This window comes from Pedobacter sp. (assembly GCF_040513095.1).
Lineage (GTDB): Bacteria > Bacteroidota > Bacteroidia > Sphingobacteriales > Sphingobacteriaceae > Pedobacter.
In genome coordinates, this window is sequence record NZ_JBEVDX010000198.1 from 1 (window position 1) to 21,906 (window position 21,906).

Consider the following 21,906-nt stretch of genomic DNA (forward strand, 5'->3'; position numbering starts at 1 on the left):
CGTTAAATTGTATCCCGTAAATTCCTGGGACGTGTACTGTCCGTTTGCATTGGTCTGCTGCGTAAATTCTTTGTTGATAGACACTGATGAAAACACCATATTTCCGGCGGAAATTCCTTTTTTAAGCAGGTAATTGCGGATTGCGTTTTCATCCGCTTTCAATGTGCTGTATGCTTCTTTGAGATCAAAGGATTTCCGGGAATAAGAACCGTTCCATACAATCAGATCGCTGTTGAAGTCCTTCTCTGCAAGCCCCGTAACCACTATGGTTTCCATGGTTTTAGAACGGTACTTGTATGCGTTGCTGATCAGGGCAAAAGCAATAATTGCACACAAACCAATGATGACAGCAGTGATAATTGTTGATCTCATATGAATGGGTTTACTTATTGAAGATACAAATTTCTAAGTTAATCAGGTAAAACTTCCAAAAGGAAATGAGCTGTCAAGCCAATATTTATAGTCATTACTTTCGTGATAAATGGGATTGCATCTTTAAAAAATTCAAATCCTCTGTCTGTACGAAATATCGATTACTTTAGTGGCTTTGCAAGATATATATCTTCTTATTCTCGTAATCCCATACAGTTTTAAACTGGCTTAAAAAACGGTAGCCCAGCGTGATCATATTTTCTTCGGTAATAAGCAATGACTTTTTAAAGGGAATTGGCTGGCTATGAGGATAATAATTGAGTGCAGGCAATTCAAATTTGAAGTGCCCTGCCGTGCTTACCTTATGAAGTGTGGATATGGTATCACCGGCGCCATCTGTACCGGCGGGAGTCAAGAATTTGTTTTGCAACAACTTTTTCTCATCTTCAGGATTGAACTGAACCATCCCATATTGTCCGGTATCGAATACCCCTGTTATATCCACATCTCCCGCCCGTAACTTTACGATAGGGTCATTCGGTGCACGTCGAATTTCGAAAGGTAGTACGGCAAGGACCCGTTCTCCTTTTAGAAAATCCTGACTGGCCTGACGTTCGGCGGTGTTTTTATAAAATGTGATTTGGTTGCGCAGGTAATCAAGTTTAAACAAATAGCCTTTGAAAAACTTATATCCGATGTATCCGGCACAATCAGGCGTGATATGATCCTGCAGGAAGTCTAGGTTTTCACTTTTAATCTGTAGAAGATCATGATAAACAAGTCCGTTATCAAACTTAACTTCCGCTATCGTATCCTGCATTGAGATCTGAAATTTCGGTCCGCTGGCTACATTTCCATTTCCGATCACTTTACCAGGACTAAGTTTAATAAAGTTACTGTTCAATTCAATATCTCCACCGTTACCGGTATCAAACATAAATTTTCCTTTGATACCATTCACAGTTACGGGAATAAAAGGAAAGGCATTTACCAAAAATAACCGGAAGGTCTGGATGTCACCCTGTAAAACCGCCTGATGCTCGTAAACGACCGGCACCGACTGGCTGAATACTGGACTCGTGTATAACAACGCCCGGAAAAAGCAAAGGGTTAACAGGTACATCTGCAATGGAAAACGTTTTCTTTGGTAAGTCATATTTCAATATCGTTAATAAAACCCACAACTGTAGCAATTTTAAAATCCACTGTCATCCAATGCAAAAACATTCTTCCTGTTCTTCCATTTGTTCCTAGTAAAGTCAGGAAAAGCCTGAGGCATATTTCCTTCCTTCAGAGACTTTGCTGACAATGGAGCAATTACACTCATTGTAACAGAGTCGTACACATCAATAGGTGTTTGCTTTTTCTCCTTAACAGCCTTTATAAAGCCGTTAAAAACGAACCAGTCCATCCCTCCGTGCCCGGCCCCCTCCGCTTCTTTTTCGTATTTCTTCCAGAGCGGATGGTCATACTTCTCAAACCATTCCTGTGCAGGTTCCCAGGCATCATTCTTCCTGGCTTGTTTCTCGATATAGACAGACTTATTGACATCCATCCAGATACCCCCGGTACCTTGTACACGGAAAGCCAGTGAGTAAGGTCTGGGAAGATGCGTATCATGAGTTAGCACGACAGTTTCGCCATTAGCACAATTGATCATGGTGGTAGTAACGTCGCCATTCTTATAATTTAATTTTGCGTTTGGATGGCCAGGCGCAAGTTCTTCTACATAAGCAGAAAGTCCTCTTGCTTTTGAGCTGAAGGATACCAGGTTGGTGAAGCGGTTGCCCTTGTTGATATTCGCATACTGGATAATTGGCCCTGCACCGTGTGTGGGATAGAGATCTCCATCCTGGTCAATATTAAACTGGGTTCGCCATTGCGCCTCACTCAGTGCCCCGGGCCCATACTCAACTCCTCCTCCATAATACTGCTTACCATTGTTGAACAACACATTCCGCAAATTGTGCTGGTAACCGCCCTCAAGATGCACTATTTCTCCAAAAACACCTTTCCTGACCATGTTCAGGGCGGCCATCACATCCCTGCGGTAACATACGTTTTCAAGGGTCATATAGGGCATACCTGTTTTTTCTGATGTATTTACTATATCCCAATGGTCCTGCACAGTGAGTCCGGCAATAACTTCACAGCCAACATATTTCCCGGCCTCCATCGCAGCAATTGCCTGGTCGCGGTGAAACTGCCAGGGTGTTGCAATGATCACCGCATCTATATCTTTTCGCTCGAGGAGCTTTTTGTAAGCATCAAGACCTCCTGTGTATTCCTTTACTGCTGGCCTTCCTTTTTTGGCGATAAACTCCCGGCACATTTTGAGTGAACTCTCCTGGGTATCACATATGGCTACAATTTCTACGTCATCGCGCAGGGCACCTTCAGAAATATGACTCATTCCTCGCGCACCTACACCAATGTATCCCAGTCTTACTTTTCCACTGTCTGGCGCAGCAAAAAGACTGCCTGCAGGTAGTATGATCAATCCTGCTGTAGCTACAGCTCCGTTTTTAATAAATTCTCTGCGTTCCATTTTTAATGTAATTTCGTTTTTTACTATTTTAAACTGCATCAGCAGTATTCTGGATTACGGCCGGTCTGATCTTCTATTCTTCTAAAAAATCCATATCCCTGTCATGGGTCTCAGGCAAGGTGAGTATGGAAGATAGACCTATAACAAAACATACAATACCTACTACTGCGCCGGCCCCGATAACATCGAATGAGGGTTTTAAAGCCGCAAATGCCGTGGTCATCAGCACCACCATTCCGCGCACCATATTAGGAATTGTAGTTGCTGCAGTGGCCCGGATATTGGTTCCAAACTGCTCTTCACCAATGGTTACAAACATGGCACAATAACCTATACCTAATCCCATCACCAGTGTAGTGCTGTAAAAGACCTGATTGCTTTTGATATTGCCCGATAAAAAGTACAGGCAAGCTAAAAAAGTAAGTATCATTAAACATACCACAGCTTTTTTACGGGATTGAAGCAGATGGCTGAGGAAACCACTGGCTATATCCCCGATGGAAAGGCCTATATAACACCACATAATAGATAAACCGGGCTTTACAGGTTCCGGCAGCTGAAGCGCCTTCCCAAACTCATTACTGAAGGTAGCTAAAATGCCAATTACAAACCAGGTTGGTAAACCCATCCCGATACATTTCAGGTAGCGCAAAAGTCTGTTCATGTTGGTGAACAGGGACAGGAAGTTTCCCTTTTTTATCCTGTTATCAGCTCTGACATTTTCAAAAACTCCGGATTCAAATACACCCAAACGCAGAAGCAGCAAACTTATACCCATGCCTCCACCAATAAAGTAGGCAACCCGCCATGCGAAATATTCAACGGTAAAATACGCTACGACTGCCCCTAACAAGCCAACTCCCGCTACTAAAGAAGTTCCGATGCCCCGAAGCCTTTTAGGCAGAATTTCGGAAACCAGCGTAATACCTGCCCCTAATTCTCCGGCAAGACCAACCCCGGCAATGAAACGTAATAGTTTATACACAGTTGGATCTTGCACAAATCCACAACAGATATTGGCAACTGAATAAGTAACTATCGACCCAAACAGTACAGAAAGCCGTCCCTTTTTATCTCCCAATATACCCCATAATATTCCTCCACAAAGCAAACCCGTCATTTGCCAGTTGAGTATACTTGCGCCAACAGATGAACTTTCTGCATCTGAGAGGCCAAGGGAAGCCAGGCTTGGCAGCCGGACTATGCCAAACAGTAATAAATCATAGATATCTACAAAGTATCCTAATGCGGCCACAATTACAGGTATACTAAATAAATGCTGAAAGTCTGTCTTCTCAGATTTTTCCATAGGGTTAGACTAAAATATCATCGTGATAACCAAAAATATTAAATATCAGGATATAACAAACACCTCTTTATTTCAAATTACCATTATGTCTGGGCTCGGCTATATTTAACGGTATATGTGAATTTATCAGGCCCCTTTGTCCGGCAACCTTTCAGGGACATTAAAAAATTAAATTTTACAAACTATTTTCTTCCTGAGGACTTATGGTATTAAAATGAAATTCATCCAAAAAAAGGAATATGAAATCAAAAATATTTACAGTCCTGGCATTAACCGGAATGGTTTATGCAGGATGCAGCAATTCAAATAAAAGCAATGGTTCTCAGTCTGATACCTCCTCTGCAACATCTGATTCTTCCGCAACCCGAATGGGTACCACAGATTCTGCAACTACAGGCCCCAACCCCGCCACACCAGTCAATGGTGCTGCAGGCGGTAATGCAGTTACCAGCGGAACAACTGGTGGCAATGATAATGGAAATACAGGTACGAATGGCGGCAATGGCACCGGAATAAATGGTACTGGTGGGACGTCAACAGGTAATACAAATCAAACAAAGAAAAGTGGAAAGGGAACTCATTAGCTCCGGAATGGTTTTTCACCGGATTGGAAAAACTATCTAAAACTTATTCAGTTCCCATCTGTCATACAGGTAAAGATTTACACATTATGAATATTGACCAGGACAACCAGAACGAAGAGAAAGCAGCAGCTGTACTGAAGGAGGTATATCAAAAGGCAGCAAACACACCTGTTGATGAAACTTTTGCTGACAATAACCAATCCAGTGCGGAAGACGCAGCTGAACAACTAAAAGGAAGTGACGCTGATAGTGATAAAAGTGTTGGCCAGGATGAGCAGCCTACTTCAGCTGAATCAGCTGAAGAGATAAAGGGCAGTGATGCTGATAGTGACAAGGGTAACTAACGCTTATTATTGAATAGTTAATTTTGCCCGGGTTGCCCTGCTTGATACTCCGGATGAATTTATAAAGTCAACGAAAAATTCGAAAGAACTCCCCGATGCAGCACCCACTGCCTGCAACATTGCTGGGGTAATCGTGATTTGAGGCCCTGATGCTCCCGAACCGACAAGGTCATTTCCGAAGGCATACCAGTGTACGGTAGAATTTGCAGGTACATTTGTGACCCTAAAGGTTTGAGACTGACTGAGTGAGATATTTGCTGATGCAGGTACCAGTACTGGTTTGACCGGATTTATTAGCTGGGCACTGTTTTTTATGTTCATCAGGGCATAGTATCTGACATATTCTATTTCCATACTTGCCGGCATAACATCAGTGTTGATGTTAGTCCCAACAAAAGCGCCACCAACACTCAGGCACATATTCAGATCGAAATAATCATCGAACGGCCAACCGTCATATCCCTTACCGTTTTTACTAAACGTACGCATCAGTTTTCCATTGAAATACCATTTGATATAATCAGGAGTCCAGTCTATTCTATATTCATTAAACTGATCCAAAGCGACATTGGTCGGTAGTGTAACCATATTGGATGCTCCGTAAGAATTAGCTGTGTGTACATTATAATTAACTTCATGAATATTTTGTCCTTTGACTTCAACTATATCAAACTCGCCGCATTTGGGCCAGGTGGTCATATTATAATCTTTGTGACGCTCACCGAATCCAAAAATTGCCGGCCAGAGTCCGGAGCCCAATGGCATCTTTGCATTGATCACATACCTGCCGTACCGTTGTTTCTTTGCGGAAACAATCTTCGCTGAAGTATAATTGAAACCTTTGTATGATTCACTTCGGGCTGTAATCTTCAGTTTACCATCTTCTACCCTTACATTTTCTGACCGCCCGGTGAAATACTGAAGTTCATTATTGCCCCAGCCAAAGTAGCCGTTGCCAATGCTTTTGTTCCATTTCATTGGATCAGGAGTACCAGTGTAGTTGAATTCATCACCCCAGGTTACTGATGGACTGAATTTATATTGAAGTGCAGCAACTGATCTATCAGGTTTGTCTATCACATCTTCCCAGAATACTATCTTTGACGTTGCGTACAGTGCAGATGCTACCCCTGTGTTTGAATGGATAACAGGTTTATTATGATAAATCTCCCCCGTTGTTGCTGTTACTAATCTGCTGATCTCTATAGCTTCTATCATGTACTTTAATGCCTAAATCGGGAAGATACGGTTTATATGCCATGCCAGCACATAATTGCGGAGATTGCCGCTAAATGATTTTGATGCGGATAGGTCCTTTGATATGATTTACATCAATAGGTTGGCCCTTTTGCGTAATCATTACCTTTCCCTGATTGTGAAGACTAATCGCCTCTTCTACAACAGTACCCATGTGTATTCGCCAGTCGTCAGGAAATAACATGCGGGCAATTTCTGAGGGGCAGGTACTTTTTTCAGGACCACGTTTGGCAGCGGTGGTTAAAATAGTTGTTGCTATGTCTTGTTGCATATAGATGTAACAACTTAAGATGGTTATTGCTTTGAAATTGTATTCAGTTCATGTGACCTGCTATGTTAAGTTAATTTTAACAATGCGTAATGCAGTAACACGAATACCTGCTGTGCAAAGGTTCATTGATTAAATAATGCCATTGAGCATAGCAAACCTGATCATTACCACAGTATTTCTTGAAGCCGTCTTGTTGATCATCTGCTGTCGCTGATTTTCAATGGTTCTGACACTGGTAAAAAGCTTGTCAGCGATTTCGAGGTTGGTGTAGCCATCTGCGATCAGCCGCAGCAGTTCAACTTCACGCGTTGAGAATTCTATATTTAAAGTAGGATTGGCGGAGACCGGATCTGCAGCGTTGATGATATGCCGCATAAAAAATCTGGAGGAGAGCTCTGCGCAGATATACTGGCCTGAACCCATGATATGCCTGATGGAAAAAACAAGTTCTTCGGGTGTGATCTTTTTAAGCAGGTAGCCACTTGCCCCCAATTTGATGGCATTGATCACGTACTGCTCATCATCAAAGGCACTTAATACAATTACCTTGAGGTAATTACGATTTTCGGAAATCCATTCTGTGAGCTGCATACCGGATAATTCCGGCATGTTCACGTCTGTTAAGATAATATCTGCAGGTGTACCGTTTTCCAGCAGGGCGATGACCTCCCTACCGTTTGAAGCTTCGCCTGAGACAATAAAACCGGGTTCTCTTTCAAGCATCGCTTTGATACCTGCCCGAACAACCAAATGGTCTTCAGCGAGAATGATATGAATGGAATTATTCAGCATATCAGGATAGTTTTCTTCAATTTATACAGAACCAGGCTTATCGGGGAGGAAACTTGCTGTAAAATAAGGATTTTCGGCAAAAAAGCATGTTCAGACAGTAATTACAAAAAAAACAAAAGCCAGCTCAATATGTTTGCCTGGTTAATCGTTTGAGCAATCAATTGTGAAACTGTGGTTTTATTGCGCAGTTGCATGATGTTTCAGTTACACCAATAATACGAAGGAATACTATCAGGCAATACGTAAATTAACCCCATAAAGCCCTTTTATTTAGAGTAGTAGCACCAGAGAATAGAGTAATATTACGCTAGGGATATATGTGGTGGATTTTTAACTTGGAGTATTGTTTACCTAAATCCAAAAAACGAGCTCATATGATTATCGACGAAACCCTGAGAAAGTTATGTGATCATTCCACTCATCTCTATTTCCTCATTGATATCAACAACGATGTTATCGTTTATTCAAATCCTACTTTTAACCATCTTTTCGGATCAGTTTATCAGCCCTCAGTACTTATGAATTTTGTGCATGCCGATGACCGTCAGTATGTAATTCAAAATTATGAATCCTGCCGTTCCGGTAGCCAGATCAATGATTTCGAATGTCGCCTGTCAATAGACGGTGTGCACTATCATTACAAGATATCCGCTGTTTGTGTAAGCAGTGACGCTGGGCAGACCATTATCGGCTGCAGGGCCGAAAATATGACCATGCTGACTGAATATATCCGTTCACTCGCAGATCACAACAAGAAGAAAAACTCTATTCTCAATATTGTTGCCCATGACCTGATAGGTCCCATAAATTCAATCGAAGTACTGTCCAATTTGCTGGGATCCGGCAGGGAGGGAAAATGTGACCGGGAGATGCAGGAGTACCTGCAGATGATCAACAGGAGCAGTAAGAAATGCATCAACCTTATTCAGAATTTTATCAATAAAGAATTCATGCAGAGTACAGCACTTAGCCTGGTGAAGAGAAGAATCGACCTCGTCAGCAGGATGCGTGTGCTCCTAAATGAATACCAGTCCAATGCCGCCATTTTGCAGCGACAATTTATACTGCAGACAAATGAAGACAGCGTTTACGTAGAACTGGATGAGGACAAGTTTTTCCAGAGCATCAATAATCTGATTTCCAATTCACTGAAATTCACTCATGATCAGGGAACAATCCGCATCCGGCTGGAAGACCATGCTTCATGGGTGGTTATCAGCATCACAGACGATGGTATTGGCATCCCGGAAGAACACCATAAAGATCTTTTCCAGGAGTATACCCCAGCCCGGAGAGCTGGCCTGAAGGGGGAACAATCCCATGGCCTCGGGATGTCTATTATCAAAACTATTGTAGAATGGCACGAGGGTAAGATATGGTTTGAAAGCAAGGTAAATAAGGGTACCACCTTCTTCATCGAGATCCCGAAATGATTATTTTGTATGAAAAAACCCCTTACAGAAGTTAATCTGCAAGGGGTTTGTATTTAGCTGGTGATTTGAGGAAACTATCTGTCGATAGAACCCATTACCTTTTGACCGAAAGCATTCAGTGCATCTTTTTCAACAGCACCTTCGCTTACCATCTGATGCACTTCAAGCGCACCACAGATATTGGTAATCATTTCACCTGCAACGTCAACTTCATGTTCACTGACGCCCCTGAATTCACAGAAAGCCTCTAAAACTTCTAAAGTTGTCTCTAATTGAGCAGGAGTGGTATTTTGAAACAATTGTCTGATAACCGGTATCTTCATTACTTTATTTTGTTAAAAAGTTCAATTAAACTTTCTGCTTTGTTGCTCTGTACCTGATCAACCAGTGCACCACCTTCAAAAGCAGCGAACGTAGGAAGATTATCAACGTTTGCAAATTTGCGTGAGTTTGGCAGTTTCTCAGCATCAACAATCAGGAAAGCTACATCTTCATTTTCAGCAGCCAGTTTTTTAAACTTCGGCTTCATAATTCTGCAGTTACCGCACCAAGATGCAGCGTACTGAACCATAACCTTAGGGTTATCGGTTAAATATTGTTGAAGATTATCTTCTGTTAATTCTAAAAACATACTTTTTTATTTAATTAGTTAGCAGCTAAATATTCAGCAACGCCACTTCTGTTTGCATTCATCGCTTCTTTTCCTTCTTCCCAGTTTGCAGGACAAACTTCGCCATGTTTCTGAACATGTGAATAAGCATCAATTAAACGCAGATATTCTTTTACGTTTCTGCCTAGTGGCATATCGTTTACACTCTCGTGGAAAACTTTGCCAGTTTCATCAATTAAATAAGTAGCTCTGAATGAAACATTTGAACCTGAGAATGATTCGTTTCCTTCTTCATCGTAGTTAACTTCCTGATCTAAAATATCCAGAATTCCGGATAACTGTCTGTGTGTATCAGCCAGGATCGGGTAAGTAACACCTTCAATACCACCATTGTCTTTCGGTGTATTCAACCATGCGAAGTGAACTTCGTTGGTATCGCAAGATGCACCGATAACCATTGTATTTCTTTCTTCAAACTCAGGTAAAGCAGCCTGGAAAGCGTGTAATTCTGTAGGGCAAACGAAAGTAAAATCTTTTGGATACCAGAATAATAACACTTTACTGTTTTTATTTACAGCTTCTTCAAATACATTGATTTTCAAGTCATCACCCATGTCTGACATTGCATCAATACTAACACTCGGGAATTTTTTACCTACTATTGCCATGTTTGTTTATTTTTTATCTTGTTGCTGCGAAGGTAAGGCGAAATCATTTGTCACGCAACCCTGATTCATTAATAGAGCATTGTATTTATTGATGATGATATAGTCAAAAACTATAATGGTGGTTAAACATATTTTGAAAATTCTGCTACATCTTATCTTTACCTGAGCAAATAGATTTTACCAGTCTATTTGCCTGTAATAACTTTACGGTGTTCTATCCCCCACTCTGCCAGATTATTGATGATTGTCTTTAATGTGATACCATACTCTGTTAGCTGATATTGAACAGAGATAGGCTGAGTGGCCAGTACCGTACGCTTTACCAGTTTATTGATCTCCAGTTCTTTTAATTCTTTGCTCAACATCTTGTTTGAAATGCCTGGTACATCCACCAGAATATCTGAAAATCTCCTTTTATTGTAATAACAAATGGAAGAAATGATAGACACCTTCCATTTCCCGTTCAGTACGTCCATTGCATCATGAACTGCCATGATCTCTTTTTTGTGCCCTAACTGGCATTCCTCTACTGTCATAAGTTACTAGGTTACTCAAATGTTACTGTTACTTTTCGTTACAAAGTAACGTAAATAAATCGAATCAGGCTAGCTTTGCAGTTCAAACATATAAAACTACTAAAATGGATTTTACAAATAAAAACGTCGTTATTACAGGTGGAACTACCGGAATAGGGCTCGCAACAGCAAAAGCATTTATCAGCGCAGGGGCTAAAGTCTGGATCACAGGCAGAAATGCAGGTAACCTGCAAAAGGCAAGTGCAGAGATTAACAACGCGAACTTATTTACAGTGGTAGCGGATACTTCAAAAACCGAAGACATCTCTATCCTTGAAAAAGCAGTTGCAGAAAGTGGTAATAAACTGGATGTTCTTTTTCTGAACGCGGGCATTGCAACATTTGAGCCTATAGCAGAAGTAACTGAGGCAAATTTTGACGCACAGTTCAATACCAACGTGAAAGGGCACTTTTTTACATTGCAAAAATTAATACCACATCTGGCTGATGGCGCAGCAGTAGTGTTTACTTCTTCGACAGTTGCCACTGCGGCAAATTCAGGGGCAAGTGTATATTCTGCAACCAAGGGAGCACTGAACAAAATTGCCCAGATTGCAGCAAATGAATTGGCACCAAGAAAAATCCGTGTAAACTGCGTTAGCCCCGGACCAATTTTAACACCCGGTTTAGAAGGTGCCCTTCCGCCGGAAGCACATGAGTTTTTAGCAGGTGCTACAGCTTTACAACGAATCGGTGATGCTGATGAAGTGGCGAAAACTGTACTGTTCCTGGCTTCTGATGCTGCAAGTTTTATTACCGGAACTGAGCTTGTTGTGGATGGTGGTTATCTTAACTACGCAACAAAATAGCCTGAGACAATCATGAAAAGATAAACATAAATTGCCCTTATCAGTTACCATAACTGGTAAGGGTTTTTAATGCCTGAGATTATTCTTTTATTGCGAAAATAGAATGGAATAGAATTGATAAATCCAGTTTCAGCGAAACAGATCTGATATACAAGAGATCGTAACGTAACTTCTGCCTCTCTTCTGCGACGGTTGTTGTATATCCCTGTCTAACCTGTGCAAGGCCCGTAATACCCGGCTTTATAAGATGCCGCATCTGGTAATTGTCTATTTCCCTTTCATACTGTGCAAGAAATTCTACCGGAACAGGTCTGGGGCCAATGAAACTCATATCACCTTTTAAAATATTGAAAATCTGAGGCAGTTCATCAATTCTGTAACGACGGATAAATGCGCCACTACGTGTGATCCTCGCATCAGCTTTCATCGTTAAATAGGAAGAGTCAGCACTGGTGTACATGCTCCTGAATTTATAAATTTTAAATAACTTCCCGTTTTGGCCTGGCCGGAGCTGAGAAAATAACACTGTGCCGGGAGTATCAAAAGTGATCCAGACCGCCGCGAAAAGAAAAATAACGATGAAGATGGGAGCACAAAGGAAAATCACTAATAGCTCAATGACCCTGCGGAATGCGAGATAGGAAAAATTGATATAAGGGATGGCTTTGTGCATCAGACTAAATCAGCTTAAATTCAGGTACAATATTTCCCTGGGTTTTAAGAATGTTTTCCAGGGAAGTAAACCGGTAGTCCTGCAGCAGCCTTTCCATCTTCCCAAATGTATATAACAGATTGCTGTAATGCCTTAAATGTTTTGTAAACGGCAATTCCACACGTGGCATGTCCGCATCTATCTCCCAGGGATGAATGTAAAATATAAAGCTCCGTCCGGAATCAATCACATTATCAACCAGTTTCTTATAAAAATAATAAGGGAAAAACCGAAGATAAGCGCCGCCACTGCAGGGAATATTGCGGCCAAAAACCTGGGCGCAGGAAAGAGGGATCTCAACAAGATCTTTTTGAGGAGAAAATATGGAAAGAGGGGCATCCCCTATCCCGTAGTCAGGATGTACAGAGGTGGGATATATGGAAGAATCATAAGTAAATCCAAGCTCCTGAAGTACATCCAAAGCCCATAAAGTAGATTCGACAACGGTAAATGCAGGTGCCCTGAAGCCTTTAGGTTTTACGCCGCAGGCATTATAGATTGCAACAATTGATTTCTCTGCATCTTCCTTAAATGTCTCCCTGGTCATTTCAGTAAGGAGCTTATGGGAATAACCGTGCGAAGCGATTTCATGTCCTTCAGCACTGATGACCCTGATCAAATCAGGATAGCGTTCTGCTATCCATCCGAGCACGAAAAAGGTAGCCTTACACTGGTATTTTCGCAATAATTCCAGAATCTGTATAGTTGGCTGGACTACCCTTCCAGGCAGGTTATCCCAATCTTCGTACCGGATACTCCCCTTCAGATTGTGAGAACAGAACCAATCTTCCAGGTCAATTGTAAATCCATTGATCATACGATATCCATCAACAGCTCTGCCCTTTTTTTAGTGATCATCAGATCAATTGATTCCTGCCAGGATACCTGTGGTTTCCATTTAACATACGAAGCGATTTTATCAAGTGATGGCAATCTGCTATAAATTTCTGACTTCCCTGCCCGTTCTGGTGGCATTGGTAAAAAAATGATTTCAGAACGGCTTTCGCACTTGCTGTGGATGTAGCTGGCAAGCTCTTTTATGGTGATCGCATGGTCATTTCCTATATTAAAAATCTGGCCCCAGGCAGCTGGCTCAGAGATTAAGCTGATGATGGCCCTGAGCAGGTCATCAACATAACAAAAGCTTCTGCGTTGTGAGCCGTCATTGAAAAGTGTGACCGGATTGCCGGCCAGTGCATTTTCTATAAATGTTGGAATCACCATACCAAAATCACTCTTCTGGTTTTTACCAACAACGTTAAAAAACCGGCCGATAATTACTGGTACGGACATCAGCTGATCATAATTTAAGCAGCTGATCTCATTTGTTAATTTAGAAATGACGTATGAGCTCCTTCCCTGGTCAGTAGTGTGGACCTGCAGTGAATCAGTCTCAGACAAAGTGGCTTTCTCAGATTGTCCGTAGACTTCCGAGGTGCTCGCAAAGAAAACCTTACACTGCTTTTCCCTGGCAATTTCGAGCACTGCGTTGGTACTGTCAAGGTTATTTGTCAAAGTTTCATGAGAATTTACATAGACCTTTTTTACGCCAACTGTTGCAGCCAGATGAATGATGATATCACCTTTACCCGCATATCTAGTCCACAGCTCTTTGTTTTGTACATCACCAATAAGAAGTGTGAAATCAGGATGATCTTGGACGGCATCCAAATTATGGAGAAAACCGGTTGACAAGTTATCTATTGCGGTAACACTATGGTTTGAGGCAAGTAACTCGATAGCTAAATGTGAACCGATGAAACCGGCTGCACCTGTGATTATAAAATTCATTTGGAGAAACGTTGAATTGCTGAAGATAGGAATTTCACAAAAATACCCGCGTTAAAACTTTTATTTTTACGGGTAGCCGTAAAGGACCCGGTTTAGCTGGCTAACAAATTCTAAAATTTTGGTGCAACAAATTCCCACTCATGGATCTGCGCCTGCCGGTGTTCCTTCTTCAGAATCCCTTCAAACCGGCTAACTATATCGGGATGTCCTGCAGCTACATCTTTTTTTTCTGAAGGATCGGTAAGCAGATCATACAGTTCCCAATTTGCGGCCGTATCTGCTTTCATGTTCGATTTCACACCCTTCCAGTTACCGGATCTCACAGCTACCTGCCCCCCTTTTTCCGGGAACTCGAAATAGATATACTCATGTTTTTGCTGTCCGGTTTTTCCGGTAATGGTAGGCAGGAGGGATAAACCGTCATTTGCAGGTGCCTTCACTCCTGCCAGCTCTGCAAAAGTAGCCATCATATCAAATTGCACGGAAACCAGATCGCTTACCTTGCCGGCAGGAACCTTGCCCGGCCAGCGCACGATAAAAGGCTCCCTGATCCCTCCCTCGTACAAGTCCTGCTTCTTTCCCCGCAGCCCCGCTACGCTGTTAAAAAACTGGGTATCTGCGCCACCAACGTCAAACGTTGCCCCATTATCGCTGGAGAACATGACGATGGTATTTTCATCGAGCCCCAGCTCTTTGAGTAACTGAAATATTTTTCCTATCTGTTTATCCATATAGGTAATCATCCCTGCATAGGTAGCGCGTGGATATTTAGATGCTGCGTATCCTTTTTCACCCAGATATGGCTTATCGCCAAACTGATTCTCATAAGGTTTCACAACTGAATCAGGTGCCTGTAATGACAGGTGAGGAATAGTGAAGGGAAGGTACAGGAAAAAAGGTTTGTCTCTGTTCTGGTGTATAAAGCTCAATGCTTTTGCAGACATCCGGTCGATGGAATAGTCCTTACCAATATAATAAGCAAAGGGATCGGCATCGTTGGGATCTGGCTTACGGTGCACAAATATGCCCGCATTGTCAAGCGTATCCCATTTGCCATTTTCCCAGAGGTGTGTAGGAAAATGGTTATGCGCCTGTTTCTGGTCCAGGTATCCGTAGAAATAATCAAATCCCTGCGCATTGGGATTACCTGTGTTTGTGCTCATGCCCAATCCCCATTTGCCAATTGCAGCCGTGGTATACCCTGCATTTTTTAGCAGGTGACCGATGGTGAAAGTCCCTTCCGGGAGGGGCATTTGTCCGCCTTCGGTAGCATCAGTAAAACCACCGAACTCGTAGTTGCCACGGATATAGGAATGGCCGCCGTGCCTGCCGGTAAGCAGCATGCACCGCGCGGGTGCGCAGACTGGTGTACTTGTATAATGCTGGGTGAAGCGGATACCTTCCTTCGCCATCTGATCAAGATAGGGAGTCTTAATCTTTTTCTGCCCGTAGGAGCCCAGTTCGCCATAGCCCAGATCATCTGCATAGATGTAAATAATGTTAGGCTTTACCTGAGCATGGCTGCCGAAGCAGGAAAGGATAATCAACAGCCCGGTAATCATGCATGCAGGTTTAGAAAAAACAACAGGTGGTTTCATGTATTCCGTTTTATTTTTAATTGTCAGCTTTACCGGGGAACTTATCGAACAATGTTTTGAGCTCTTTCCGCAATTCAGGATTGGCATCAATGACATTACTGCGCTCACTGGGATCAAGTGCGAGATTGAAAAGTTCTACTTTATCGCCCTGAGTATCTTTTACGATACCTGTATTGGTATTCGCGGCTTTAATTTCACGGTACTTCCAGTTGCCTTTCCGCACAGCTTCGCAGATGCCATTGTTATAATAGTAGATCTCCCGGTGTTGCGGATTAGGCTCTTTGCCCAGCAGAAGCGACGATACAGATTGCCCGTCGAGGGTCCTCCCTTTTGGCAATGGCGTGTTTGTCCACTCGGCCAGTGTAGGCAGCACATCAAGATTGCTTACCATGCTGGTTAAAACAGCTCCGCCTGCGGGTGTGTGCCCTTTCCAGTAAACAATGAATGGTACCCTTGCACCACCTTCGTAAGAAAGACCTTTGCTGCCCCTGAACACCCCGGCCGTACCGACATCCCAGTTATGGGTAACACCATCGCCTTCCATTCTTGCCGGATATTCTATCCAGGGGCCGTTATCGCTTGAAAATATGAAGATCGTGTTGTCCGCAAGTCCTTGTTTTTCTACTTCCTTCCAGAGTTCGGCCAGGCTGGCATCGAGTTGTTCTACCACATCCCCGAGATGTCCTCCATCTGATTTGCCTTTGTATTTTTTGGAAGAAGCAAGTGCAACAGGCAGGTGCGGCATATTGTGCGCCAGGTACAGGAAGAAAGGGCTTCCCTTTTTCTGTGTTTTGATATATTTTACCGCTTCATTGGTGTACAGGTCTACAAGTGAAGAATCTGCAGGTCTGATCACTTCGGGTGTACGGTTACGGAAGATTTTGATGGTTGTATCGGTCACTACATAGGGTGCACGGTAATCGTGACTGTACAATAATCCGTAATACGAGTCGAAGCCTTGCGCCAGTGGATGCTGATAAGCAAAATGATCGCCCAGATGCCACTTACCGATCATCGCCGTGCGGTAGCCGGCACCTTTCAGCATTTCTGCAATAGTTACTTCCTGGTCCGGTAAACCTAAATCGGACCCGGGTGAGAGTGGTCTCGGCACATTCATCCGGGAGGCATATCTTCCTGTCAGAAGAGAAGCACGTGAAGGACTGCAGGTAGGGCTTGAAACCACGTAATTGGTTTCCTTCACCCCTTTTGCTGCCATCTGATCCAGAAAGGGGGTTTTGATCACAGGATTGCCGTAACAGCTGAGATCTGAATAGCCCATATCATCGGTAAGGACGAAAATGATATTCGGCTTTTGCCCCTTACCGTTCTGCCGGGAAGAACTTTGTTGTACACTATTCTGCGTGTGATGAGCTTGCTGCGCTTGAGCTTGGTAGCTGAGTACTACCGCTGCTGCGAGCGGCAACAGAGCACTGATTCTATTTTGGATAATTTTACGCATTACCAGTTGGGATTTTGTTTGAGGTTATTGTTCTGGTCGGTCTCTTTCTGAGGGATTGGCCAGAGGTAATCACGTGATCTGTTAAAAACACGGTTGAATGAAACCACCTGCACCGTTACAAGTTTGTTACTGGCATCAGGATAAGTGATACCATAGACAGGCCCGGTCATCACTGTTTCTGCAGTTTTCCAGCGTCTGATATCAAATAGGTGCAAGCCTTCAAACGCGAGTTCTACGGTACGTTCATGTCTTACGATCTGCCTTAGCTGATCCTGCGAAAGCCCTGTGGGTATGGCCGGTAATTTGACGTCAGCCCTGCTGTTCCTGACGGTATTTATAGCAGCATATACCTCTGCATCGAGCTGATTGAGCTCAATTTTAGCTTCTGCTTTAGTTAACAGCACTTCGGCATAGCGCAGCAGGATAATGTTGATCCCGCTGTTGGCCGGGTTGGCATAATCTTCGGTATTGATATATTTTTTGATGTTGTATCCTGTGGTAGAGGCAATATACGTGCTCCCTACTGCATCGGCACTGCCACTGTTTGGTGCAGGTTTGAAAACAGTTCCACTTGGCAGAACATCGCCATCTACAAAGATCGAGAAACGGAGTCGCGGATCACGGTTATCATAAGGATGAAAAGGATCGAAACCGCTGCCAGCATCGCTGATTGATTTTCCCGCAGCCGTCTCATAGGCGTCTACCAGAGGTTTGGCAGGCACATAATAACTTTGGGAATTCTTCTGGCTGTAGGGTGCCAGCAGCGCAAAAACCCCGTTCCGGTAAGTATCCTTGAGGAACTCCTTGTTAAGGATTACCTCGGAGTTATTTTCTGCAACATATTTAAACAGGTTCTGATATGAAGAGTAAAGCGTATAGCCAGTTACCTTTGTCGCAGCATCTGCAGCAAGCTGGTAACGGCCTGCCCACAGGTCAGCCCTTGCTTTGAGTGCCCAGGCCGCTCCGGAGGTGATACGGCCTTTATCTGCTGCTGCATAAGTTACGGGCAGCAATGCACTGGCATCATTGAGTTCCTTATCCACAAAGTCCCAAATTTCTGCCACAGGTGTGCGGGTAATCAGTTTCGCTTCTGCGATAGACAAAGTTTTTGTGATCAGGGGCACATCGCCAAAGAATCCGGCCAGCTTGATATACTGATATGCGCGCAGAACTTTGGCTTCAGCCTTGAACCGGTTGATGAGTGCGGTATTTGAAGACTGCACTTTGTCGATATTCTCGAGGAAATAATTGGTTGCCCTGATACCCTTGTATGCGCCTGACCATTCATTATAAATTTTGGCGTTCGAGATATCATATGTCCCCAGTTCTATGAATGCCTGAGTATCAAAATTCTGATTGGTGTGCGCAATTTCTGTTAGTGCATCCCAGGTAAAGACATTAACAGAGTCCAGGTCAGTGTATAAGGCATTAGTGGCCAGAAGAGCATCATTTTCTGTATTCCAGAAGATATTCTCCGATACCCTGTCGCTGGGTTGCGGGTCCAGCAGTTCCTTACGGCAGGCAGAAAAACCCATTGCAGTCAGCAGTCCCAGTAAAGATAGTTTATATATAAATTTCATCATTTCAAATATTAAAGTTAAAACTGGACGTTGATACCGGCTGTATACAGCGAGGTCTGTGGATAATAGGTAGCCCTGCCTGATTCCACTTCCGGATCAAGCTTCCATTCGTTCAGTTTGGAAAATGTAAGCACATTGGTGGCAGATACGTATACCCTGATGCGGCTGAGACGGAGTTTGGAAATTACATCCTTGGGAAGGGTATATCCAAGCTGTACATTCTTCAGGCGCAGGTACGATCCGTCGATAATCAGCCTGTCGGAAGTAGCTACGTTTCTCAGGTCGAACTTGAGCGGACGGGCAAATCGTGCGCCGGTATTGGTAGGCGTCCAGTAGTTGTTGGTATATATCGCCGAGGTAAATCCTTCCTGGTTTCCCATTTCTGCCAGTGCTCCTGCCAGTCGCGTATCCACATTTGCAGCACCCTGGAACAGGAAATTCAGGTCGAACCCTTTGTAAGAGAAATCACTGCTGAGGCCAAAAGTATACTTTGGAAAAGGGTTTCCGATAGCGGTCATGTCGTTTGCGTCGATCTTGCCGTCATTGTTGAGGTCTACATATTTCACATCCCCTGGTTTGGAATTTGCGGCATAGGTTGGATAGCTATCCACTTGTGCCTGTGTCTGGAACAGCCCGTCTGTTTTATATCCCCAGAGGGTATTCACCGGCAGTCCGGTCCTGATAATATATCTCGGGTCGATATCCGAACCTGTGATATACGGGCCCGTACCTTTAAGGTCGAGCACCTTGTTATTATTGATGGACAGGTTAGCACTGATATTGTATTTAAAATCAGCTTCGCCGCCGCGGTATCCCGCATTGAACTCAAAACCTTTGTTTTCTACTGATCCGGCATTCTGCGGAGGCGCTGCAAGGCCAACTGTAGCAGGTATACCCAGGTTGAGTAAAATATCATTCGTCACTTTCCTGTAGTAGTCGGCCGTAAAGCTCAGTCGGTTTTTCAGGAAGGTGGCATCCAGCCCGATGTCAAGCTGAGTGGTAGACTCCCAGCCCAGGTCTGTATTGGCCAGTGTAGACTGGCGGTAACCAGGAACTGCTACACCGCCAAAGGTATAGGTGGTAAGGGCCAGCGCGGAGTAATAACTGTACAGGTCTACCGACTGGTTACCTGTTTTACCCCAGGACCCTCTTACTTTAAGTTCATTCACTGTGTTGCTCAGACTTTGCCAGAAACTCTCCTGTGAGATGCGCCATCCGGCAGAAAAGGAGGGGAAAAACCCGTAACGTTTATCGCCGGTAAACTTTGAGGAACCGTCGTATCTGCCGTTTGCTTCGAGCAGGTATTTGTTATCATAGCTGTAATTTAACCTTCCAAAAAACGAGCGCAGTCCGAATTGCGCATCATAGCCCGAGTTACTTTTTGTACCATCGTTGGCACCCTGACCGATGGAAGTTACGTCGTTATTGTAAAAGCGTTCCCGATAGGCAGTAAGATAGTTCTGGGTATTTGAGATTTCGGAATGACCGATCAGTCCGCGGAATGAGCTTTTGCCTACAGCTTTATCGTAAGTTATCAAATTATTCCAGGTGTATTCCCGCAGGTTATTCCTTACTTCTGTTAGGCTGTTATTGGCTATAGTTTTAGTGATATTGGTATTTTTATCCGTATTGGAATAGGCGTTGGTAAAGATCTTTTGCTGAATGTTTTGTATTCTCGCGCCGTATTGTGTAGAGATCTTCAGCCCGGGAAGGATCTCCAGCTCGGCCTTTAAGTTAGCCACCAGGTTATCATCAAATTTGGATGATATCCCGCCGATTTCTGCAAACATCAATGGATTGTTGCCCTGCGTGCTTAAGCCATATGTTCCATCCGCGTATTTTGGTACCGCCCACAGCGAGCCGTGAAACAGGTTATTGAAAGGATCAACTGTAGGGTTAGTGGCATGATTAGACCTGTAATTCAGGTCGCCCGTAAATTTTAAGATCTTCGCAGCATTGTAGTCAGTGTTTAATTTTACCTCCTTCAGCTCATCTTTAAAGTTTGGAGCAATACCATCCTGGTTGAGATAGCGGGCACTCAAACGGGTTTTGATTTTATCGTCTCCACCGACAATGGAAAGGCTGTGGTTCTGCATCGGAGCAGATTTCAGCACCCTGTCGAACCATACGTTGGGCAGCGGATACTTTTCGCGGTCTGTAGCGTTGATCCAGGTTTGAACAGATTCTTCTGTAAACCTGGCGGGTAAAGCTGCGCCTGCATTGGTATAGGCGGCCTGTTGCATGCGCATGTACGCTTCCAGTCCCATCATTTCGGGTTTGTTGATGGCATTCTGTGATGCGTAATAGTAATTGTAGTTGATAGTCAGTTTGTTCTCCTTTGCCCGTTTAGTAGTAATAAGGACAACACCATTGGTAGCTCTTGAACCATAGATGGCGGTAGAAGCAGCGTCTTTCAGTATCGAAACATTATCGATATCATCAGGATTGATATCAGCCAGTTTCTGCTCAATCCCGTCTACGATGACAAGGGCATCATTTTTATCCAGGTTGTATCCGCCGGTGGAACTGCTGTTGATGTTGAAAGTAGTTATTCCGCGGACACGGATGGTAGCGCTGGATTGTCCGGGAGCTCCTCCCCTGTCCAGTACTGTAACGCCCGGTGCAAGTCCCTGCAGAGACTGCTGAACATTTGAAACAGGACGCTGAACAAGGGTATTGCCGCTGATGGTACTCACAGCACTGGTGAGGCTTGTTTTCTTTTGTGTGCCGTACCCTACCACGACTACGTCGTTGAGCTGGTTTGGACTTTCAGTGAGGCTGATCGTAACCGGGCTTTGATTGGCAACCACGGTAGCTTTTTCATAACCGACAAAACTGATGATCAATGTATAAGGAAATTTCTGACCGGTAACAAAGCTGAATTTACCGTCTTTGTCTGTAGAGACCTGGTGTGTGGTTCCCTGAATATGTACCACTGCCCCGATCAGGGTTTCTTTTGTTTTTGCATCGATTACTGTTCCTGACAGTGTGGAGTTCACCAAAGGTGATGTCTGCTGTGCTCCTGCTACGAAGGGGATGAAAAGCAGGAAAAGAATAAGGTGTAGGAAATGCTGTCGTGTTTTCTCTGATACAGCATATGCCCGCGGCCCGGATACCCGGCCGGCATTGTAGAAATGGTTCATATCTTGTTTGTTTAATTCGTGAGCTGCAACAGGCGCCAACGCCAATTGTGA

22 protein-coding genes are annotated in these 21,906 nt (G+C 43.7%); 4 read left to right on the forward strand and 18 right to left on the reverse strand.

The window, feature by feature from the left end; translation table 11 throughout:
- The 4 genes from ABWY16_RS21605 to ABWY16_RS21620 form a co-directional block, all read right to left on the reverse strand.
- Window positions 1-372 (reverse strand): SIMPL domain-containing protein (locus ABWY16_RS21605; protein WP_353906746.1); only part of this gene is annotated, 372 nt, incomplete at its 3' end.
- 166 nt (window positions 373-538) lie between these two features.
- Window positions 539-1,528, reverse strand: coding sequence for a hypothetical protein (locus ABWY16_RS21610; protein ID WP_353906747.1), 990 nt, complete (start codon window positions 1,526-1,528; stop codon window positions 539-541).
- A gap of 39 nt (window positions 1,529-1,567) precedes the next feature.
- The gene (locus ABWY16_RS21615) at window positions 1,568-2,920 is read right to left on the reverse strand and encodes a Gfo/Idh/MocA family protein (protein WP_353906748.1); all 1,353 of its coding nucleotides are present in this window, start codon (window positions 2,918-2,920) and stop codon (window positions 1,568-1,570) included.
- Between the two features lie 73 nt (window positions 2,921-2,993).
- Window positions 2,994-4,229, reverse strand: a complete 1,236-nt coding sequence (locus ABWY16_RS21620) for an MFS transporter (RefSeq protein ID WP_353906749.1) — start codon at window positions 4,227-4,229, stop codon at window positions 2,994-2,996.
- 239 nt (window positions 4,230-4,468) lie between these two features.
- Here ABWY16_RS21620 and ABWY16_RS21625 point away from each other — a divergent pair, with 239 nt between their 5' ends.
- Window positions 4,469-4,813, forward strand: a complete 345-nt coding sequence (locus ABWY16_RS21625; protein WP_353906750.1) for a hypothetical protein — start codon at window positions 4,469-4,471, stop codon at window positions 4,811-4,813.
- Window positions 4,814-4,899: 86 nt separating this feature from the next.
- Window positions 4,900-5,157 (forward strand): hypothetical protein, encoded by a 258-nt coding sequence (locus tag ABWY16_RS21630; protein WP_353906751.1) that lies wholly within the window; start codon window positions 4,900-4,902, stop codon window positions 5,155-5,157.
- A gap of 6 nt (window positions 5,158-5,163) precedes the next feature.
- Here the strand turns inward: ABWY16_RS21630 and ABWY16_RS21635 are convergent, their stop codons facing one another.
- From ABWY16_RS21635 to ABWY16_RS21645, 3 genes are all read right to left on the reverse strand, one after another.
- Window positions 5,164-6,375: a family 16 glycosylhydrolase gene (locus tag ABWY16_RS21635; protein ID WP_353906752.1), complete on the reverse strand. Its 1,212-nt coding sequence runs from the start codon at window positions 6,373-6,375 to the stop codon at window positions 5,164-5,166.
- 70 nt (window positions 6,376-6,445) lie between these two features.
- Window positions 6,446-6,685 (reverse strand): DUF3253 domain-containing protein, encoded by a 240-nt coding sequence (locus ABWY16_RS21640; RefSeq protein ID WP_353906753.1) that lies wholly within the window; start codon window positions 6,683-6,685, stop codon window positions 6,446-6,448.
- A gap of 129 nt (window positions 6,686-6,814) precedes the next feature.
- The gene (locus ABWY16_RS21645) at window positions 6,815-7,477 is read right to left on the reverse strand and encodes a response regulator transcription factor (RefSeq protein ID WP_353906754.1); all 663 of its coding nucleotides are present in this window, start codon (window positions 7,475-7,477) and stop codon (window positions 6,815-6,817) included.
- Window positions 7,478-7,851: 374 nt separating this feature from the next.
- Here ABWY16_RS21645 and ABWY16_RS21650 point away from each other — a divergent pair, with 374 nt between their 5' ends.
- Window positions 7,852-8,910 carry a PAS domain-containing sensor histidine kinase gene (locus ABWY16_RS21650; protein ID WP_353906755.1) on the forward strand — a complete coding sequence of 353 codons (1,059 nt, stop codon included), beginning with the start codon at window positions 7,852-7,854 and terminating at the stop codon, window positions 8,908-8,910.
- 74 nt (window positions 8,911-8,984) lie between these two features.
- Here ABWY16_RS21650 and ABWY16_RS21655 read toward each other — a convergent pair whose 3' ends face one another.
- The 4 genes from ABWY16_RS21655 to ABWY16_RS21670 form a co-directional block, all read right to left on the reverse strand.
- On the reverse strand, window positions 8,985-9,233 hold the full coding sequence (locus ABWY16_RS21655; protein ID WP_109925590.1) for a DUF6952 family protein: 249 nt from the start codon (window positions 9,231-9,233) through the stop codon (window positions 8,985-8,987).
- Window positions 9,233-9,541: a thioredoxin family protein gene (locus tag ABWY16_RS21660; protein WP_142526271.1), complete on the reverse strand. Its 309-nt coding sequence runs from the start codon at window positions 9,539-9,541 to the stop codon at window positions 9,233-9,235. Before ABWY16_RS21660 ends, ABWY16_RS21655 begins: the two co-directional genes overlap by 1 nt.
- 14 nt (window positions 9,542-9,555) lie before the next feature.
- Window positions 9,556-10,188, reverse strand: a complete 633-nt coding sequence (locus tag ABWY16_RS21665; protein ID WP_353906756.1) for a peroxiredoxin — start codon at window positions 10,186-10,188, stop codon at window positions 9,556-9,558.
- Window positions 10,189-10,373: 185 nt separating this feature from the next.
- Window positions 10,374-10,724, reverse strand: a complete 351-nt coding sequence (locus ABWY16_RS21670; RefSeq protein ID WP_353906757.1) for a winged helix-turn-helix transcriptional regulator — start codon at window positions 10,722-10,724, stop codon at window positions 10,374-10,376.
- Between the two features lie 104 nt (window positions 10,725-10,828).
- Between ABWY16_RS21670 and ABWY16_RS21675 the strand changes: the two genes are divergently transcribed.
- The gene (locus ABWY16_RS21675; protein WP_353906758.1) at window positions 10,829-11,572 is read left to right on the forward strand and encodes an SDR family NAD(P)-dependent oxidoreductase; all 744 of its coding nucleotides are present in this window, start codon (window positions 10,829-10,831) and stop codon (window positions 11,570-11,572) included.
- 79 nt (window positions 11,573-11,651) lie between these two features.
- Here the strand turns inward: ABWY16_RS21675 and ABWY16_RS21680 are convergent, their stop codons facing one another.
- The 7 genes from ABWY16_RS21680 to ABWY16_RS21710 all read right to left on the reverse strand — a co-directional run bounded on the left by ABWY16_RS21680 (window position 11,652) and on the right by ABWY16_RS21710 (window position 21,855).
- Window positions 11,652-12,245, reverse strand: coding sequence for a sugar transferase (locus tag ABWY16_RS21680; protein WP_353906759.1), 594 nt, complete (start codon window positions 12,243-12,245; stop codon window positions 11,652-11,654).
- 4 nt (window positions 12,246-12,249) lie between these two features.
- Complete coding sequence (locus ABWY16_RS21685; RefSeq protein ID WP_353906760.1) at window positions 12,250-13,101, reverse strand: XrtA system polysaccharide deacetylase; 852 nt, start codon at window positions 13,099-13,101, stop codon at window positions 12,250-12,252.
- The gene (locus ABWY16_RS21690; protein ID WP_353906761.1) at window positions 13,098-14,075 is read right to left on the reverse strand and encodes an NAD-dependent epimerase/dehydratase family protein; all 978 of its coding nucleotides are present in this window, start codon (window positions 14,073-14,075) and stop codon (window positions 13,098-13,100) included. Before ABWY16_RS21690 ends, ABWY16_RS21685 begins: the two co-directional genes overlap by 4 nt.
- A 110-nt stretch (window positions 14,076-14,185) precedes the next feature.
- Window positions 14,186-15,673 carry an arylsulfatase gene (locus tag ABWY16_RS21695; RefSeq protein WP_353906762.1) on the reverse strand — a complete coding sequence of 496 codons (1,488 nt, stop codon included), beginning with the start codon at window positions 15,671-15,673 and terminating at the stop codon, window positions 14,186-14,188.
- Between the two features lie 16 nt (window positions 15,674-15,689).
- A complete protein-coding gene (locus tag ABWY16_RS21700) occupies window positions 15,690-17,132 on the reverse strand; it encodes a sulfatase family protein (RefSeq protein ID WP_353906763.1) in 1,443 nt (480 codons plus the stop codon).
- Window positions 17,132-18,715 carry a RagB/SusD family nutrient uptake outer membrane protein gene (locus ABWY16_RS21705; protein ID WP_353906764.1) on the reverse strand — a complete coding sequence of 528 codons (1,584 nt, stop codon included), beginning with the start codon at window positions 18,713-18,715 and terminating at the stop codon, window positions 17,132-17,134. Before ABWY16_RS21705 ends, ABWY16_RS21700 begins: the two co-directional genes overlap by 1 nt.
- A gap of 14 nt (window positions 18,716-18,729) precedes the next feature.
- The gene (locus tag ABWY16_RS21710) at window positions 18,730-21,855 is read right to left on the reverse strand and encodes a SusC/RagA family TonB-linked outer membrane protein (RefSeq protein ID WP_353906765.1); all 3,126 of its coding nucleotides are present in this window, start codon (window positions 21,853-21,855) and stop codon (window positions 18,730-18,732) included.
- Window positions 21,856-21,906: the final 51 nt, after the last annotated feature.